The following is a 15016-nucleotide window of genomic DNA, read 5'->3' on the forward strand; positions in this document are numbered from 1 at the left end:
AACGCAGGCTGCCGGACACGTATGAGGTGAGACCACCCCGACGATGGAGGCGAGATGACCCCCGACATCCTGGACGACCTGCTGGACCGCGCAGCACCGGAGACGCGAGTCGTACCCAGTAGCGAGTTCTCCGCGATGATCAATGACGCGCGACGAGCACAACCACGGTCGCGCCGCATGCCGATGGTGCTGACCGGCGGAGCGATCGTTGCCCTCATCGCCGGCGGGGCTGGAGTTGCCGCGGCCACCGATCTGTACTCGTGGGCACCGTGGGCGCAGGACCCTCTGGGCGCGGTGCCGTTCACGATGGCGAACGGGTTCGAGTGCGAACTCCGCTTCTCCGACTACACCGGTGGCGCAGACCCGGGCTTCGTCAGCCAGGTCAACCAGGTCTTGAAGGACTGGTACCGATCGACAGACGTCATCGCTGAAGTCAGCCCCTCCGTCCCGTCGCACCGCGAGCAGGTCGAGCAGGCGTTCCCGGAATTGTATCCCGGCGAGACGCGCGACACCCTCCCGCCGGAGGAGGTCGAGCATCGAGCCTGGGCACGCGAGTGGCAGGCGTGGGACCTCGCAATCGGTGCAGCCGAGTGGGACCAGCTCGGACGCAATGGAATTCAGCCGGGTGACCCCCGGTTCGAGGGCAGTGAGCGCAGTGGGCAAATCCAGTGCCTCGACTCCGACGGACAGCCGTATCTGCCCGGAGCAGGCTCGTGAACCGAGCCGACGCCCGGCTGACTCGTGCGCTCGCAGCGGCTTCGCCCGACCTCCTCGCGTACTTCCGGCGTCGTGTCGGCCCTGACGACGCCCCCGACCTCCTCGGCGAGACCATGGTGGTCGCTTGGCGGCGAGTCGACAAGTTGCCGGACGACGGCGACCGGGCACGGATGTGGCTGTTCGTCATCGCTCGCAATACGCTCCTCAACTATCAGCGCGGCGAACGACGAAGATGGGCACTCGCCGACCGTATCCGGCAGTACATGGTTCATGACGCGGCGAGCCCAGCGGCCGACAATGGGGCAGATGTCCGAGACGCGATCGCACGACTCGATGCGGATCTCGGCGAACTCGTACGTCTCGTCCACTGGGAGCGAATGACGCTCGTGCAGGCGGCGGAACTCCTCGGCATCCCCGACTCCACGGCTCGCACGCGGTACGCGCGCGCGAAAGATCAGCTCCGCGCCGCGCTCGGCGTCACCGTTAGCTGATCGAGGACGCAACGCCTTCTATGAACTGGTTCGCGGATGAGCGCGGTGACTTGGTAGGGGGCGAGGCCCCGGTCGGCCACGTCCGCTGGCTCTACACTCGGTTCATGATTCAGTCCGGGCGAGCGTCATTCATCGTCTCGTCGTCGGAGACGGATCCCGCCGTCATATCGGAGCTCCTCGAGCTCGATCCGACCGCTGTCACGAATGCGGGCGCACCTCGCAGGTCTGGCCGCGTCGCCGGTCACCACACGTGGAGCGTCGACACTGGCGAGGTTCACAACACGAGCAACGATCAGACCGGCACTCATGCCATTCGAACGCTCCTCAGGCTGATCCAGCCAGCGCTCGGGAAGGTATCGAACCTTCCGCCGGACTGCACGGCCCACGTCCAATGGTCAGCGTATTCGGACTCGGTTCAGGGCGGATTCGTGATGCCCGCCGATCTTGCGGCGGCGATCGGCGAGTTCGGTGTCGATGTGTACGGCACGGTCTATCTCGACGACCATGAGGACGCTCACCCAGACGCGTCAGTTCCCTGATCCGACTCCCTGCCCTCGGCCTCCACGGCCCGCCACCAGCCGAATCTGTGCCATTAATGTGCCATTAAATGCGCGAAAAGCAACTGAAACCAACTGTGACCGTTTTGAAGAATCCCTGATCAGCGCGATATCGCAACCACAAGAATTGAGCGAAAACCGCCCAGGCTCACTGAAAATCGAAAGGTCACCGGATCGATGCCAGTCGGAGCCACAACCAAAACCCCCGGTTTACCGGGGGTTTTTGCACGTCTAGAGACTAGATCGAATTCCTCGACGGATCAATTTGGTCACATATCGGACGCAACCCGCACGTTCAGCGCGTCCGCTGCGGCGACCAGGTCGTCGTGCGGGCTCGCACATTCGAACGCGGTTCGGACTCCCGGCGACCTCTTCCGTTCCCAAGAACCCATCCAGTCACGAAAGCGCCGATGACCGCTGCGATGGCGAGGATTCCCAGGCCCCAGAGCCAGGAGGCGGGTACGAACGGTACCCCGCCGATGAAACCGAAGTCACCCATGGGTTGATAGGCGTACCATCCGAACGAAGCAGTCGGGCCCGGAAGCAGCACGAGGACGAGCCCAAGAACGGCGAGGACCGCTGCCCCGATGATGAGCGCTGCGAGGCCGGTCTTCATGAGCTGCTCCTATGGGTCGTGATCCGGACAAACGATTTCGGAACGTGCGAATGGGTCGCGGCGACCCGACGACGCTTGGGACGATGGGATCCTCCTGAGTCGATCGTTTCGAAAGTTGTCGGTGTCCGTAGGTGGATCGCTTTGCGGGCGGGAGACACTCTCGCGCTTCCCCTCCGAAAGCGGCGGCGTCGGCGTTTCAGCCGCGGGGATCATGAACGCTTCCGAGGAAGAGCACGGCGCCGGTCTCGCGGTCGCTGATGGTGAACGCAAAGGGCCGATCGACCCGGAATGGCGGCGGTCCTGCGGACTCCGCCATGACCCCGCCCGTGACCGCCGCGGCCTCGGTGCCCGCCTCGTCGACCCGGATGTAGGTCTTCTGCACGACGGTGTCGAGGAACGGGTCGGCCGGCGACATCGGGGAGAAGTCCCCGCCCTCGAACGCAGACACCATCCCGAGCGATCGCAGAACCTCGTTGAGATTCGCGTCCCACTCGAGCTCAAAGCACGGTAGCGCGATCTCGGAGAAGGTGACCGTTTGAAGGCCGTCGACTGCATCCGCCCAGACCTCGGCGTCGAGATCGTCGAGCAACTCGTCGAGGGCAACGTCCTCGTCGGGCAGCAGCACCTCCATGCCGAAGCGCTCGTCGTCACCGTAGGGAAGCCGGAGCATCTGGAAGCCATCACCAAATGAGGCCTCTACCTCGGCGGCGCTGCGATGCATGGTGCGCACGACCACCTCGTCGCCGCCCGCCAGGGCGAATGGCGCCTCCCTGGTATCCGCCTCGTCGAATGCGGTGGTCCAGGTGCCGCGGAAGTACACCGTGTTGAGCAACACCAGCACCGCCTGCGGGTCGGGCAGGCCGAGATCCGCGGCGACCTCATCGATCAGCCCCTCGGTGCGTTCGTCGACCCAGTCGTCAATGGCATCGGCGGCACCCTGCGAGCCGAGGTCAACCTCATCGAGCGTCGCCCCGTACGTTTCCTGCACGAATGAGACATAGTCGTCCTCGAACGGATAGCCTTCGGCCGACCACAGCGAGCTCGCAACCGCCAACGTAACGTCATCGGTACCGACCAGACCGGCGAGCAGAGCCGCATACCGCGTGTCCCGCGGGCCGTCCAGGCCCAGCACTTCGACCATCTCCTCGGCGTTGTCCCCGCCGGCACCGGCGGCCACCATCGCCAGCATCACTGAAGATGACACTGGCGAGGTGACAATGTTGTCACCGTCCTCTGCGATTGCGGCGTGCAGATCGAAGCCGAACGCGTTCACGCCGTCGGCCGCCGCGGCAGCACGCTCGGCCGACAAGCTGCCCGCGAGATCGGCGTCCACGGTGTCTCCCGCGCCGCCGCCCGGCTGGCCACCGACTCGGCCACAGCCGACGAGGACGAGGGTGACAGCCACAACCAGCCCGGCCCGCCACACGCGCCTGTATCCAGACTCTGCCGCGGCCGGGGCATCTCGGGTCATACACACACTGTGTCTGAAAGTCGGTGATACTTGCAGCGCTCCAGTCCACAGCAACTGAAACCACCCCCAGGCGCCGACATCGGCGGATGGCAGTGACCTGACGTCCGCCCGCATGGCCGAACGGGGCTTCGGCCTCGACGACGACGGGCAGCGGGCCTCCTACCGGTGGGAGGAGGCGGACTGGTCGGGCTACGCCATCCACGTCACGGGCGATGACAACATGCACTGAGCTCGACGTCCACGGCCGCGACCGACACGGCGAACTCGGGTCGCGCCCGACCGGCCGCCGAGTCCAACCGTCGAACGGACGGCTTCAGTGCGTGATCGTCGTCTGCTGATACAGCGCGAGCCGCGGTCGGCCGTCGATGCGACGGTAGACGCTCGACATGAGCGCCTCGAACGGCTCGCCGCCGTCATCGCGCGACGAGACGGCGCGGTAGACGAGCGCCCTCGCGTCGTCGCCGACGTCGATCACGCGTGCATCGCTCAGTTCGTACCGCGACCAGGGCGGTGCGTCGTCGAGCGAGCTCGCGATGGCCTCGCGGTCGAGCACCATGCCGTTCACGAGCACCATCACCGCGTCATCCGTCATCAGGTCGCCGTAGAAGCCACCGCCGGTGCCCGAGCACAGCGACGTCCATCCCTCGTGTTCGAGGGCGAGCAGTTCGTCGAGGGTGAGATCGGTCATGCGGGCGATCCGAGCACATTCATGGCGCGTTGTGAAGGGGGTTGGCGCCCCGTCGTCGAACTGCGACCATCGCCCGATGGATACGTATGACGAGCGAAACGACGACCTGCAGACCGAGCCCGTCGAGGCGGGCCACGACGATGCGACGCGTGCGGAGCAGCTCGAGGGCGTGATCGAGCAGGTGCGCGGCGACCTGCTGCTCGGTCACGTCGACGACGCGCGCGGAATGGTCCGCGACCGCCTCGCGGACGCAGGGCTCGGCGCCTCCGAGAGCGACGTCGACGCTGTGCTGAGCGCCGTCGAGGGCGGCGCGCCGGCCTGAGGCCTGGGCACGCCGCCTTCGGCGATGCGGATGCCTCGGCGCCTACTCGAGCGCCGACGTGAGCCGCGCCACCCCGTCGAGGAACTTCGCCTTCGCGGGCTCGCGCAGCCAGTCGTCGAGCGTGAGCTCGCGGCTGATGGCGCGGTAGCCCTCCTCGACCTCGCGCATGTCGCGCACGAACGACTCGCCCCGCACGAGCATCGAGATCTCGAAGTTGAGCAGGAACGAGCGGATGTCCATGTTGCTCGACCCGATGAAGGCGATGTCGTCGTCGATCGACATGTGCTTCGAGTGCAGGATGAACGGCCCCGGGTACAGGAAGATGCGCACTCCGGCCCGCAGCAGCGGCTCGTAGTACGAGCGCTGCGCGTGCCACACCATGCCCTGGTCGCCGATCTCGGAGACGAACAGCTGCACGTCGAGGCCGCGGAACTTCGCCGACGTGATCGCGTACATCATCGCCTCGTCGGGCACGAAGTACGGGCTTGTGATGATGACCTTCTCCTGCGCGGCGTTCACGAGGCCGAGGAACATGCGCAGGTTGTTCTCCTCGTCGAACGAGGGGCCGCTCGGCACGATCTGGCAGACGAGCGCGTCGGGCGACGGGTCGACGTCGACCTCGGCGACCGGCACGTGGGCGGTCTCGTGCAGGTTCTCGCCGGTCTCGGCGTACCAGTCGGAGAGGAAGACGGTGTTGATCGCCGCGACGGTCGGACCGGTGACCCGGGTCACGAGCTCCTGCCACTTGAGTCCGCGCTTCTGGTTCTTCGGCGAGTCGTAGTCGCGCGAGATGAGGTTCTGCGAACCGGTGTACGCGACCTGCCCGTCGACGACGACGAGCTTGCGGTGGTTGCGCAGGTCAGGACGCTGGAACTGGCCCTTGAACGGCTTCACGGGCAGCAGGTAGTGCCACTCGACGCCGATGCGGTCGAGCTCGGCGATCGACTCCTTGTGGATCGGCACCTTGGCCGACGCGATGTAGTCCATCAGCAGGCGCACCTTCACGCCGCGCTGCACTGCGCGCTCCATCGCGGCGAAGAACCCGCGCGTCGTGTCGTCCCACGCGACGATGAAGAACTCGACGTTCACGAACCGTTCGGCGGTGTCGATCTCGGCGGCCATGCGGTCGATCGACTGCTGGTAGTCGCCGATGAGCTCGGCCCGGTTGCCGCCGGAGGCGGGCAGGGCGCCGAGGATTCGGTTCTGGCGCACGATCGAGGTGAACCACGCGGGCCAGGCCGACCGGTCGACGGTGTAGTCGTGCGCGTGCACGTTCGCCGCGATCAGCCCGTCGATCTCCTTCTGGCGCTCGCGCCGCTTCTTCGGCAGCCTCGCGTTGCCGATGAGCAGGTACATCAGCACGCCGATGAACGGGATCAGGAAGATGGCGAGCAGCCACGCCATCGCGGCCGTGGGCTTGCGGTCCTTCGGCACGATGAACAGCGCGACGATGCGGATGGTCCAGTCGGCGATGACGAGCAGTACCGTCGTCAGGACGGCCGGATCGATGTTCACGAGAGCTGTCCGTCGTGGTCGCGGCTGCAGCGGTTCATCGGCTCCTCCTCGGGCCCGGCGGCGTGCCTCGTCGCCGCGGGTGAGTCAACGATAGCGGTCGGGGGTCAGCTCATCGCGCGCAGGCGCGCGGCATCCCGCCGGTACATGCCGGCGTGCGCGACGAAGTCGTCGCGTCCCGTCGCCTCGGCTCGATCGTCGGTGAACCGCGCGAGCTCGTCGAGGCGATCGGCCGCGGCCCGCAGCACCTCGTCGACGGTGTACTCGCCGCCGTAGGCGCGCACGAGCCGCCGCACCCGGTCGACGGGCTCCTCGCCGTCGGAGGTGACCGCGGGTGCGTAGCCCTCGGCGTCCTCGGCGAACGGGGCGATGCGGTACGCGAGGTAGGCGAGGTCGCGCAGCCGCGGTCCGGGCGAGGCGAGGTCGAAGTCGATGAGCCCCACGACGCGGCCGCCCGTGACCACGAGGTTGTACGGGGCAACGTCGTTGTGGCAGACGACCTCGACCGGCTCGTGCGCCGGCATCCGCCAGGTGCGCCCGCGGTCGTTCGCGAGCGGCAGGGATGCCTCGTGCACGCGCCGCAGCAACCGGCCGGCCTGCTCGAGCACGGCCGTCGACCACTGCACCTCGGCGGGAGTGTCGACGAGCATGACGCCCTCGAGGTAGCTCAGCATCTCGCGGCCGGCCTCGTCGATGCCGAGGGGCACGGGCACCTCCTCGATGCCGGCGGCGCGCGCGGCGGCGAGCAGGGCGTGCACGGCGGGAGTCCAGTCGCCCGCGACTCGTCGCACCGTGTCGCCGACGCGCACGACGGGGTCCATGTTGCCGCCGGTCAGCGGGATCTCCGCCGCACCCTGCTCGTCATCCACCCGCCAATGATGCCAGCCGTTCAGCGGGCGGGGGCGAACAGCAGCGGGACGAGCTGGATGCCGAGGCCGCTCGCGACGAAGCGCAGTCGGCGGTCGTCGCGTAACCGCGCCACCCAGTCGAACCGTCCGAGGTCCGCGATCTCGACGAAGTCGCCGGCCGGATCGTGCGCGCCGAAGCCGACCCTGAGCCCGTCGTAGTAGTTCGACTCGAGCGACTCGCCGGTCGTCTCGACGTGCGGCATCCGCGCCGCGAGGTGGTCGCGTATCCGCTCACCGAGCGCCGACGCATCGGGTGCCGTCCTGATGACGGCACGCCGGCCTGGAAAGGCGAGTCCGAGCTCGGCGGCGCAGGCGTCGAAGAAGCGGTCGAACACCCCGAGCTGCCGGCCGACCGCGTCGACCTCGAAGCCGTCGTCGGGCAGCGCCCGTCCGGCGGCGGCGAGCGCGAACAGGCGGAAGTGCCGCGAATGCGACGGCGTGCCACCGGTGAGCGACTGCGCCCGCATCGTCTGGTGCACGGTCGCGAGGTGGACGGGCGCGTGGGAACCCCCGAGGCGCGTCGCGCACTCGAGCGCGAGCACGTTCGTCGGATCGGAGACGACCTCGGTGGTGCGGATCGTCGAGACCGTGCGGTCCTGCGAGGACGGCGCGACGACCGAGTTGGTGCCGAGCGGCGCAACGGGCGAGAGCAGCAGCGCCTCGGCGAACGGAGCCGAGTCGAGGGCCAGCCGGTCGAGGGCGGTGACGAGGCGCTGGTCGATCGGGCCCGGCGCCACGAACCCGTCGTCGCGGTACTGCCGCAGGAGGTCGCCCGGCCGTCGGCGGGCCGCCTGCCCGCGCAGGAGACGCAGCAGTTCGCCGCGCGTCTCGCTCGGCGACGCCGCCCGCTCGAAGCGCATCAGCCGTCCGCCCCTGCCGCCGGCGCGACGATCTCGTGCGCAGGCACCACCGACGCGTCGAGGAGCACTCGATCGCCGAGCTCGCGCTCGAGGGCGACTGTGAACGGTGTCGGGGGGTTGCTCTGGCAGGTGTACGCGCCATCGCCGTTCGGCACGACGCCGACCACGAGTTCGACGGCGGTGTCGGTCTCGACGACGTCGATCACCTCGATGCGCCCCGTCGCCGGTCGGCCCGAGTTGCACGACCGCTCGGTCGCGAGCAGGGCGATCTCACGATCGCCCGGGTCGGGCAGGGCATCGGGGTCGAGCGCGAGCATCGCCTCGCCGCGTCCGCCGAGGTCGATGCGCGGCGTGCAGCTCGTCGACACGTCCACACCCCAGACGTCGTCGATCGGCATCGCGCCGGGCGACGCCGATGCCGAGAACAGGTCGAAGTCGCGCACATCTCCCCCGCCGAGGTCGACGGGCGGTTCGAGTTCGCGCATGAGCACGACGTGGTCGTCGCTCGACACCGCGACGAACCAGTCGTCGAGGTCGTCGATCGGAACGACGGGCGAGTCCTCGAGGAGCGCCGCGAGCTCGGACGGCAGTGACGAGGCGGGCGTCCGTTCGTCGAGGGCGCCGGCCGTCACCTCGACGCCCTGGCACGTCAGGATCGTCTCGGGATCGCGCCCGCCCTCACCGCTCGGCGACGGCGAGGAAGACGGCGAGGAAGACGGCGCGACGGCGCCGCTCGCGCAGCCGGACAGCAGGACGAGCACGAGCGCGGCCGCCGCGGCAGCGTGTTCGGGCCGGATCCGCGCCATCAGCGGCCCGCCCACTCGAGCAGCCGTTCGGCGGGCCACGTCGTGATGATGCGCTCGGCCGGGACGCCGTTCGACTCGGCGCGCGCGGCGCCGAGCTCGAGGAACGACAGGTGGCCGGGCGCGTGCGCGTCGCTGTCGATCGAGAACAGGCAGCCCGCGTCGAGGGCGATCGCGATCAAGTCGTCGGGGGGATCCTGCCGTTCGGGGCCGGAGTTAATCTCGACGGCCACGTCGTGCTCGGCGCACGCCGCGAACACGGCCTCGGCGTCGAACTCCGACTGCGGCCGGGTGCCTCGCGAGCCCTCGACGAGGCGTCCGGTGCAGTGGCCGAGCACGTTCAGGTGCGGGTCGGCGATGGCGCGAAGCATCCGCGCCGTCATCTCGGCACGTTCCATGCGCAGCTTCGAGTGCACGCTGCCGACCACGACGTCGAGTCGGTCGAGCATCTCGGGGGTCTGGTCGAGCGCGCCGTCGAGCAGGATGTCGACCTCGATGCCCGCGAGCAGGCGCAGGTTCGGAATGCCGGCCTGCACCACCTCGATGAGCTCCTGCTGTTCGGAGAGCCGCTCGGCGCTCAGGCCGTTCGCGACCCGGAGGCTCGGCGAGTGATCGGTGATCGCGAGGTACTCGAGGCCCTGCGCCTCGGCGGCCTTCGCCATCACGGCGAGGCTCGTGGTGCCGTCGGACCATTCGGTGTGCGCGTGCAGGTCGCCGCGCAGCTCGGCTCGAAGGCCCGTGGCGGCGGCGCCGGCGGGTGACAGGCCGGCTTTCGCGCGCAGGTCGGCGAGTCGCTCCGGCACCTCGCCGGCGAGCGCCTGCGCGATGACCGCGAAGGTCGAGTCGCCGACCCCCGCCGTCCGCCGCAGCCGTCCGTCGGCCGCGCGGTCGGCGAGCTCCCCGGGCTCGAGGTCGCGGATCGCGTCGGCGGCCTTGCGGAACGCCTTCGATTTGTACGCCGAGGCGCGGTCGCGCTCGAGCAGGAACGCGATCTCCTCGAGCGCCGCGACGGGGTCCATACATCGATTGTGTCGCGAGTCGGCCCGATCGCGCTTGACTCGGTCCGGATTCCTCGGTATATCTATACCCCCTACGGGTATTCAGATCACACCCAGACAAGGAGCAGCACCTCATGTCCACCTCCACCGCTGCCGCACCACGCAGGTGGCTCGGCCTCGCGCTCATCGCCGCGGCCCAGTTCGTCGTCATCATGGACACGTCGATCATCGGCGTCGCCCTGCCCGACATCCAGGCCGAGCTCGGCTTCACGCCCGAGTCGCTGTCGTGGGTCTTCAACGCCTACGTCATCGCGTTCGGCGGCCTGCTGCTGCTCGGCGGCCGGCTCTCCGACCTGCTCGGCGCCCGCCGGGTGTTCATCGCCGGATGGATCACGCTCGCCGTCGGCTCGGTGCTCGCGGGAGCCGCCTCGAACGTCGGCCTCGAGATCGCCGGGCGCGCCGTGCAGGGCGCCGGCGCCGCGCTCATCGCGCCCGCCGCGCTCACCCTCCTCATGGTGCTCTTCGGCGGTACGCCCGAGCTCCCCCGCGCGTTCGCCGTCTACGGCGCCGCCGCACCCATCGGCGGCACCGCGGGCGTCTTCCTCGGCGGCGTGCTCACCGAGTACGCGAGTTGGCCGTGGGTGTTCTACGTGACCGTGCCGATCGCCGTGCTCGTCATCGTGCTGACACCGCTCGCCCTGCCGGCCGTGCCGCGCGGACGCGGGTCGGTCGACATCGCGGGCGCCGTCACCGCGACCGCCGGTCTCGCCGCCGTCGTCTACGGCGTCGTGCGCGCCCCCGAGGTCGGCTGGACGTCGGTCGAGACGATCGTCGCCCTCGTCGCGGGTGCGGCACTGCTCGTCGCCTTCTTCGTGATCCAGGCGCGCCGCCGTGAGCCGCTGCTGCGACTCGGCATCTTCCGCGCACCGCGCCTCGGCGCCGCGAACCTCGCCCAGCTGCTGCTCGGCGGCGCGTGGGTGCCGATGTGGTTCTTCCTGAACCTCTACCTCCAGCAGGTGCTCGGCGCCGGCGCGTTCGCCTCGGGCGCCGCCCTGCTGCCGATGACCGCGCTCATCGTGATCGGCATGGTCGGGCTGGCGCCGCGACTGCAGGCGAGGTTCGGCGCGAAGCCGCTCATCGTCGCCGGATTCGCGCTGCTCGCGGTCGGCCTCGGCTGGCTCGCGTTCGCCCGGCCCGACGGCGACTACGTCACCGACGTGCTGCCCGCGTCGCTCGTGGCTGCGCTCGGCATGGCCCTCGCGTTCGTGCCGTCGCTCGGCACCGCGATCGGGGCGGCCGCTCCCGAGGAGACCGGCGTCGCCTCGGGTCTCGTGAACACGAGCTACCAGATCGGCTCGGCCGTCGGGCTCGCGGTGCTCACCGCGGTCGGCGCGGCGGTCACGGCCGGCGGCACGGATGTCTCGGCGCTGACGAGCGGCTTCTCGGCGGCGTTCCTCGGGGCGGGCATCGTGGCCGTCGTCGGACTCGTGGCGACCGCCGTGCTGCTGCGCGGCACCCGTTCGGCCGCCGCAGGGTCGGATGCGCCCACCGAGCCCGAGTCGGTCGCCGTCGACGCCTGAGACGCCGCGCGGCGCTCGCCCCGACGAGTCGGTGCGAGCGCCGCGAGGTCGCGTCAGTCGGTCAGATCGCACCGCCGCCGTCGCGCACCGCATCGGCGACGTACGCACCGGCCATCGCGTCGGCCCGCGATCGGTCACCATGGTGCGCCAAGTGCGGGTCGCCCGGCAGGGAGCGGGTGCGCCGCTCGCGGACCGCGAGCCAGATCGCCGCGGCGACGATGACGACCACGACGCCGATGATCGCGATGATGCCGAGATCCATGAACCGACCCCTTCGTCCGTTGAACGTCAGGCTAGCCGTACCGGGCGGCGCAGAACAGCCCCGGCGCGAAACGTGATTCAGTACACCGGCACCGATTCGAATGCGATCCTGAAGGCTTCCGCCATCATGACGCCAATCCAGACGAACACGGCCACGATGCTGACGGCGTACACCGCGATGCCGACCCACATCGGGCCGCTGCCCCGGCCGGCCTGGCGCTTGACGACGACCGAGCGACCGATCACGTAGACGATCGACATCAGGAACGCCCACGCCCAGTGGAACTGCCTCGCGAAGCCCCGCCGCTTGAGTGCTGCGCGGTCGAGGTAGGCGAACCACACGGAGAGTCCGTAGAGGACGTACCCGGCGACGCTCAGCACGACGTACCAGGGGTCGGTGTACGGGCCGAGCGCCTGCTCCATCGGCGACAACGGCGAGGTGATCGACATCGACTGCTCGATGTACGTCCGCCAGTCCCAGAAGAAGAGCGGCAGCACGCCCAGCACGGGCAGGACGACGATGACCCACACCCAGACCGTGTCGGTCGGCGTGTCACTCGAGACGGTCGAGGGTGCGGTGCCGTAGGGCGCAGGCCCGGTGCCGTAGGGCGCCGCGTAGGCGCCGTACTGCGGTTGCTGGACCGGCGCCACGACCTGCGGGGCGGGCGGCGCCGCGAGCGGGGTCGCGTACTCCGTCCAGCGCGTCCCGTCCCACCAGCGTTGCCCCTCGGCGCCGCTCGGTTCGGGGTACCAGCCGGGCGGTGGCAGTCGCGGATCGCTCATCGTTCCTCCATCGGGTCGAGGCCCATCGTAGGACGTGCACCGCCGCCGGTGCCGCTACAACTCGACGACGGTCATGCCGGAGCCCGACGCGCCCGCGGTGCCCATCGCAGCGAGCGCCGCCGGCACCTCGTCGAGCGAGATGCGCCGCCCGACGAGCTCGATCGGCCTGAAGTCGCCCGAGGCGACCGCACCGAGCATCGACGGATACTCGTGAGCCGCCATGCCGTGGCTGCCGAGCAGCTCGAGCTCGCCCGCGATGACCGCGTCCATCGGCATCGCCGCGAGTGCGGAGTCGCCGACCATGAGGCCGATCTGCACGTGACGTCCGCGCTTCTTGAGGCTCTGCACGGAGGCGAACGAGGTCTCGCTCGAACCGAACGCGTCGACCGAGACGTCAACGCCGCCGCCGGAGGCCTCGACGATGCGCGCGGCGGCGCCCTCACCGCCCTGGATCGGCACGGCACCGAGCGACTCCGCCGCCGAGAGGGCCGCGTCCGAGACATCCACGCCGTAGACCTTGACCCCGGCCGCGACGGCGATCATGATCGCCGAGAGGCCGACCCCGCCGCAACCGTGCACCGCGATCTGCTCGCCGGGCGCGAGGCGGCTGCGCGAGACGATCGCGCGGTAGGCCGTCGCGAAGCGGCAGCCGAGTGACGCGGCCTCGACGAAGCCGAGCGACTCGGGCAGCCGGATGAGGTTGAGCTCGGCCTCGTCGATGGCGACCAGCTCGGCGAACGACCCCCAGTGCGTGAAGCCCGGCTGCGACTGGTGGTCGCACACCTGCTCGTTGCCCGAGCGGCACTCGTCGCAGCGCCCGCACGCGCAGATGAACGGCGCGGTGACGCGATCGCCGACCCGCCAGCCGCTGTCGTCGGGGACCTCGGAGCCGAGTGCCGCGATCTCGCCGGCGAACTCGTGCCCCGGCACGTGCGGCAGGGTCACGGTGTCGTCATGGCCCATCCAGGCGTGCCAGTCGCTGCGGCAGACCCCGGTCGCGCGCACGCGGACGACGGCGCCGCGGGGCGGGCAGACGGGTTCGGGCACCTCGGTGAGGCGGGGCGGGGCTCCGAATTCGTCGAAGAGCACGGCGCGCACGGGGGGTCCTCTCGGTTCTGCTGGCCCGTCGGGTCGGGTCGCGGGGATGCCGCACGACCGGCGGCCCCCCTCCCGCGCCGCTCTCGCGACATCCGTGAGCCTACCGGCCCGCGACGGGGTCGCCGGCCATCACGGATGCCGCTACCGAAGAATTGTGTAACAATTTCTCGATGCGCTTCGTGTTCGCCGTCCTCCTCGCGGCCGTCTGCTTCGGCACGACGGGCACGGCGCAGGCGCTCGGGCCCGACGCGAGCGCGGGTTCGCTCGGCGCGGCCCGGCTCGTCATCGGCGGTGGCGTGCTCGGGCTGCTCGCCCTCTGGACCCGGCGGCGGCGCGGGGCGGACGGGACTCCCGCCGCGCCGCCGACCGGCTCGGCCGGGGCGTCGGGCACGAGGCCTCCGCTGCCGACGTGGCTGCTCGTGCTGGTCGGCGCGGTCGGCGTGCTCGCCTACCAGCCCGCGTTCTTCGCCGGCACCGCCGCGAACGGCGTCGCCGTCGGCACGGTCGTCGCGCTCGGCTCGGCACCGGTGCTGACCGGCGCGCTCGACTGGCTGCTGCGCCGTCGCTACCCCGGCCATCGCTGGGCCGTCGCGACGGTGATCGCGACCACGGGCGTCGCCATCCTCGCCGCGAGCACGGCCGGCGGGGCGGGCGCCGGCGGCGGGGCCGGCGGCTCGGCGGGGCCGCTCGGCCTCCTGGCGTCGGTCGGGGCCGGGGCCTCGTACGCCGTCTACACGCTCGCGGCGAAGGCCCTGCTCGACCGCGGGTGGACCGCGACCGGCAGCATGGGCGCCCTGTTCGGCACGGCTGCGGTCGTCGCGGTGCCGCTGCTCATCGCCTCGGATGCCTCGTGGCTCGCGACTCCCGCCGGGCTCGCCACGGCGGCGTGGCTGGGGCTCGTCACGACGACGCTCGCCTACGTGCTCTTCGGCTACGGGCTCACCGGCCTCGCCCCCGCGACGGTGTCGACGCTCACGCTCGCCGAGCCGCTCACGGCGGGCGTGCTCGGCGTCGTGCTGCTGGGCGAGCAGCTGACGCCCGGGGCGGCGGTCGGCCTCGTCGTGCTCGCCGCGGGCATCGTCGTGCTCGCCGCGGGCGGCGCGGGTCGCCCGGGCAGCCGCTCGCGCGCCGCATCACCGGCCGGTGCCGGCGGCGCCGGATAGCGTCGCGAGATCGACGTCATCCTCCTCGCGAAGATCGAACGGGTCGACGACATCGACCTGCCGACGGGGCATTGGCCGCAGTTCACGAAGCCCGTTCGGCTGGGTCAGGCGATCGTGGCGGCTCTGGCGAGCCGACCGCGGTGGATCACCCGCTCCAACATCGAACGCGAGCGGTCACCCGTCCGCGA

General features: G+C 70.3%; 17 protein-coding genes. 6 read left to right on the forward strand and 11 right to left on the reverse strand.

The features are described from left to right. Positions 1-54 precede the first annotated feature (54 nt). The 3 genes from ACFWGP_RS06920 to ACFWGP_RS06930 all read left to right on the forward strand — a co-directional run bounded on the left by ACFWGP_RS06920 (position 55) and on the right by ACFWGP_RS06930 (position 1747). Complete coding sequence (locus ACFWGP_RS06920) at positions 55-717, forward strand: hypothetical protein (RefSeq protein WP_376930485.1); 663 nt, start codon at positions 55-57, stop codon at positions 715-717. Further along, entirely contained in the window at positions 714-1208 is a 495-nt protein-coding gene (locus ACFWGP_RS06925) for an RNA polymerase sigma factor (RefSeq protein WP_376930486.1), read from the forward strand. The genes ACFWGP_RS06920 and ACFWGP_RS06925 overlap by 4 nt, the downstream gene beginning before the upstream one ends. 104 nt (positions 1209-1312) lie before the next feature. Beyond that, a complete protein-coding gene (locus ACFWGP_RS06930; protein WP_376930487.1) occupies positions 1313-1747 on the forward strand; it encodes a DUF4279 domain-containing protein in 435 nt (144 codons plus the stop codon). A 313-nt stretch (positions 1748-2060) separates the two neighbouring features. Here the strand turns inward: ACFWGP_RS06930 and ACFWGP_RS06935 are convergent, their stop codons facing one another. The 3 genes from ACFWGP_RS06935 to ACFWGP_RS06945 form a co-directional block, all read right to left on the reverse strand. Beyond that, on the reverse strand, positions 2061-2381 hold the full coding sequence (locus ACFWGP_RS06935; RefSeq protein ID WP_275505398.1) for a hypothetical protein: 321 nt from the start codon (positions 2379-2381) through the stop codon (positions 2061-2063). Between the two features lie 196 nt (positions 2382-2577). Continuing rightward, positions 2578-3852 (reverse strand): serpin family protein, encoded by a 1275-nt coding sequence (locus tag ACFWGP_RS06940; RefSeq protein ID WP_376930488.1) that lies wholly within the window; start codon positions 3850-3852, stop codon positions 2578-2580. Positions 3853-4165: 313 nt separating this feature from the next. Then, complete coding sequence (locus ACFWGP_RS06945) at positions 4166-4540, reverse strand: nuclear transport factor 2 family protein (RefSeq protein ID WP_231429986.1); 375 nt, start codon at positions 4538-4540, stop codon at positions 4166-4168. A gap of 76 nt (positions 4541-4616) precedes the next feature. Between ACFWGP_RS06945 and ACFWGP_RS06950 the strand changes: the two genes are divergently transcribed. Next, on the forward strand, positions 4617-4862 hold the full coding sequence (locus tag ACFWGP_RS06950) for a hypothetical protein (RefSeq protein ID WP_231429985.1): 246 nt from the start codon (positions 4617-4619) through the stop codon (positions 4860-4862). A gap of 42 nt (positions 4863-4904) precedes the next feature. On the opposite strand, the gene cls is transcribed toward ACFWGP_RS06950, so the two are convergent. The 5 genes from cls to ACFWGP_RS06975 form a co-directional block, all read right to left on the reverse strand. Further along, positions 4905-6377 carry a cardiolipin synthase gene (gene cls, locus ACFWGP_RS06955; protein ID WP_376930489.1) on the reverse strand — a complete coding sequence of 491 codons (1473 nt, stop codon included), beginning with the start codon at positions 6375-6377 and terminating at the stop codon, positions 4905-4907. A 104-nt stretch (positions 6378-6481) separates the two neighbouring features. After that, positions 6482-7243 (reverse strand): phosphotransferase, encoded by a 762-nt coding sequence (locus ACFWGP_RS06960; RefSeq protein ID WP_376930490.1) that lies wholly within the window; start codon positions 7241-7243, stop codon positions 6482-6484. Positions 7244-7263: 20 nt separating this feature from the next. Beyond that, the gene (locus ACFWGP_RS06965) at positions 7264-8142 is read right to left on the reverse strand and encodes a hypothetical protein (protein ID WP_231429983.1); all 879 of its coding nucleotides are present in this window, start codon (positions 8140-8142) and stop codon (positions 7264-7266) included. After that, entirely contained in the window at positions 8142-8948 is an 807-nt protein-coding gene (locus ACFWGP_RS06970; protein ID WP_376930491.1) for a hypothetical protein, read from the reverse strand. The genes ACFWGP_RS06965 and ACFWGP_RS06970 overlap by 1 nt, the downstream gene beginning before the upstream one ends. Continuing rightward, positions 8948-9964 (reverse strand): PHP domain-containing protein, encoded by a 1017-nt coding sequence (locus ACFWGP_RS06975; protein ID WP_376930492.1) that lies wholly within the window; start codon positions 9962-9964, stop codon positions 8948-8950. The genes ACFWGP_RS06970 and ACFWGP_RS06975 overlap by 1 nt, the downstream gene beginning before the upstream one ends. A gap of 113 nt (positions 9965-10077) precedes the next feature. On the opposite strand from ACFWGP_RS06975, the gene ACFWGP_RS06980 reads away from it, so the two are divergent. Then, complete coding sequence (locus tag ACFWGP_RS06980; RefSeq protein WP_376930493.1) at positions 10078-11523, forward strand: MFS transporter; 1446 nt, start codon at positions 10078-10080, stop codon at positions 11521-11523. Positions 11524-11584: 61 nt separating this feature from the next. Here the strand turns inward: ACFWGP_RS06980 and ACFWGP_RS06985 are convergent, their stop codons facing one another. From ACFWGP_RS06985 to ACFWGP_RS06995, 3 genes are all read right to left on the reverse strand, one after another. Next, positions 11585-11785: a hypothetical protein gene (locus ACFWGP_RS06985; RefSeq protein ID WP_231429979.1), complete on the reverse strand. Its 201-nt coding sequence runs from the start codon at positions 11783-11785 to the stop codon at positions 11585-11587. A 77-nt stretch (positions 11786-11862) separates the two neighbouring features. Further along, a complete protein-coding gene (locus ACFWGP_RS06990; protein WP_376930494.1) occupies positions 11863-12567 on the reverse strand; it encodes a DUF2510 domain-containing protein in 705 nt (234 codons plus the stop codon). Positions 12568-12621: 54 nt separating this feature from the next. After that, on the reverse strand, positions 12622-13665 hold the full coding sequence (locus ACFWGP_RS06995) for a zinc-dependent alcohol dehydrogenase family protein (RefSeq protein ID WP_231429977.1): 1044 nt from the start codon (positions 13663-13665) through the stop codon (positions 12622-12624). A 170-nt stretch (positions 13666-13835) separates the two neighbouring features. Here ACFWGP_RS06995 and ACFWGP_RS07000 point away from each other — a divergent pair, with 170 nt between their 5' ends. Further along, positions 13836-14828 (forward strand): EamA family transporter, encoded by a 993-nt coding sequence (locus tag ACFWGP_RS07000; protein ID WP_376930495.1) that lies wholly within the window; start codon positions 13836-13838, stop codon positions 14826-14828. Positions 14829-15016: the final 188 nt, after the last annotated feature.

It is taken from the genome of Agromyces sp. NPDC127015, assembly GCF_042725165.1.
Lineage (GTDB): Bacteria > Actinomycetota > Actinomycetes > Actinomycetales > Microbacteriaceae > Agromyces > Agromyces chromiiresistens.

Excerpts from the sequence above, each read along its gene's own strand:
- ACFWGP_RS06935 (WP_275505398.1), bottom strand. The coding sequence starts at position 2,381 with ATGAAGACCGGCCTCGCAGCGCTCATCATCGGGGCAGCGGTCCTCGCC.
- ACFWGP_RS06980 (WP_376930493.1), top strand. The coding sequence starts at position 10,078 with ATGTCCACCTCCACCGCTGCCGCACCACGCAGGTGGCTCGGCCTCGCG.
- ACFWGP_RS07000 (WP_376930495.1), top strand. The coding sequence starts at position 13,836 with ATGCGCTTCGTGTTCGCCGTCCTCCTCGCGGCCGTCTGCTTCGGCACG.
- ACFWGP_RS06990 (WP_376930494.1), bottom strand. The coding sequence starts at position 12,567 with ATGAGCGATCCGCGACTGCCACCGCCCGGCTGGTACCCCGAACCGAGC.
- ACFWGP_RS06950 (WP_231429985.1), top strand. The coding sequence starts at position 4,617 with ATGGATACGTATGACGAGCGAAACGACGACCTGCAGACCGAGCCCGTC.
- ACFWGP_RS06975 (WP_376930492.1), bottom strand. The coding sequence starts at position 9,964 with ATGGACCCCGTCGCGGCGCTCGAGGAGATCGCGTTCCTGCTCGAGCGC.
- ACFWGP_RS06940 (WP_376930488.1), bottom strand. The coding sequence starts at position 3,852 with ATGACCCGAGATGCCCCGGCCGCGGCAGAGTCTGGATACAGGCGCGTG.
- ACFWGP_RS06970 (WP_376930491.1), bottom strand. The coding sequence starts at position 8,948 with ATGGCGCGGATCCGGCCCGAACACGCTGCCGCGGCGGCCGCGCTCGTG.
- ACFWGP_RS06945 (WP_231429986.1), bottom strand. The coding sequence starts at position 4,540 with ATGACCGATCTCACCCTCGACGAACTGCTCGCCCTCGAACACGAGGGA.
- ACFWGP_RS06985 (WP_231429979.1), bottom strand. The coding sequence starts at position 11,785 with ATGGATCTCGGCATCATCGCGATCATCGGCGTCGTGGTCGTCATCGTC.
- ACFWGP_RS06920 (WP_376930485.1), top strand. The coding sequence starts at position 55 with ATGACCCCCGACATCCTGGACGACCTGCTGGACCGCGCAGCACCGGAG.
- ACFWGP_RS06965 (WP_231429983.1), bottom strand. The coding sequence starts at position 8,142 with ATGCGCTTCGAGCGGGCGGCGTCGCCGAGCGAGACGCGCGGCGAACTG.
- ACFWGP_RS06930 (WP_376930487.1), top strand. The coding sequence starts at position 1,313 with ATGATTCAGTCCGGGCGAGCGTCATTCATCGTCTCGTCGTCGGAGACG.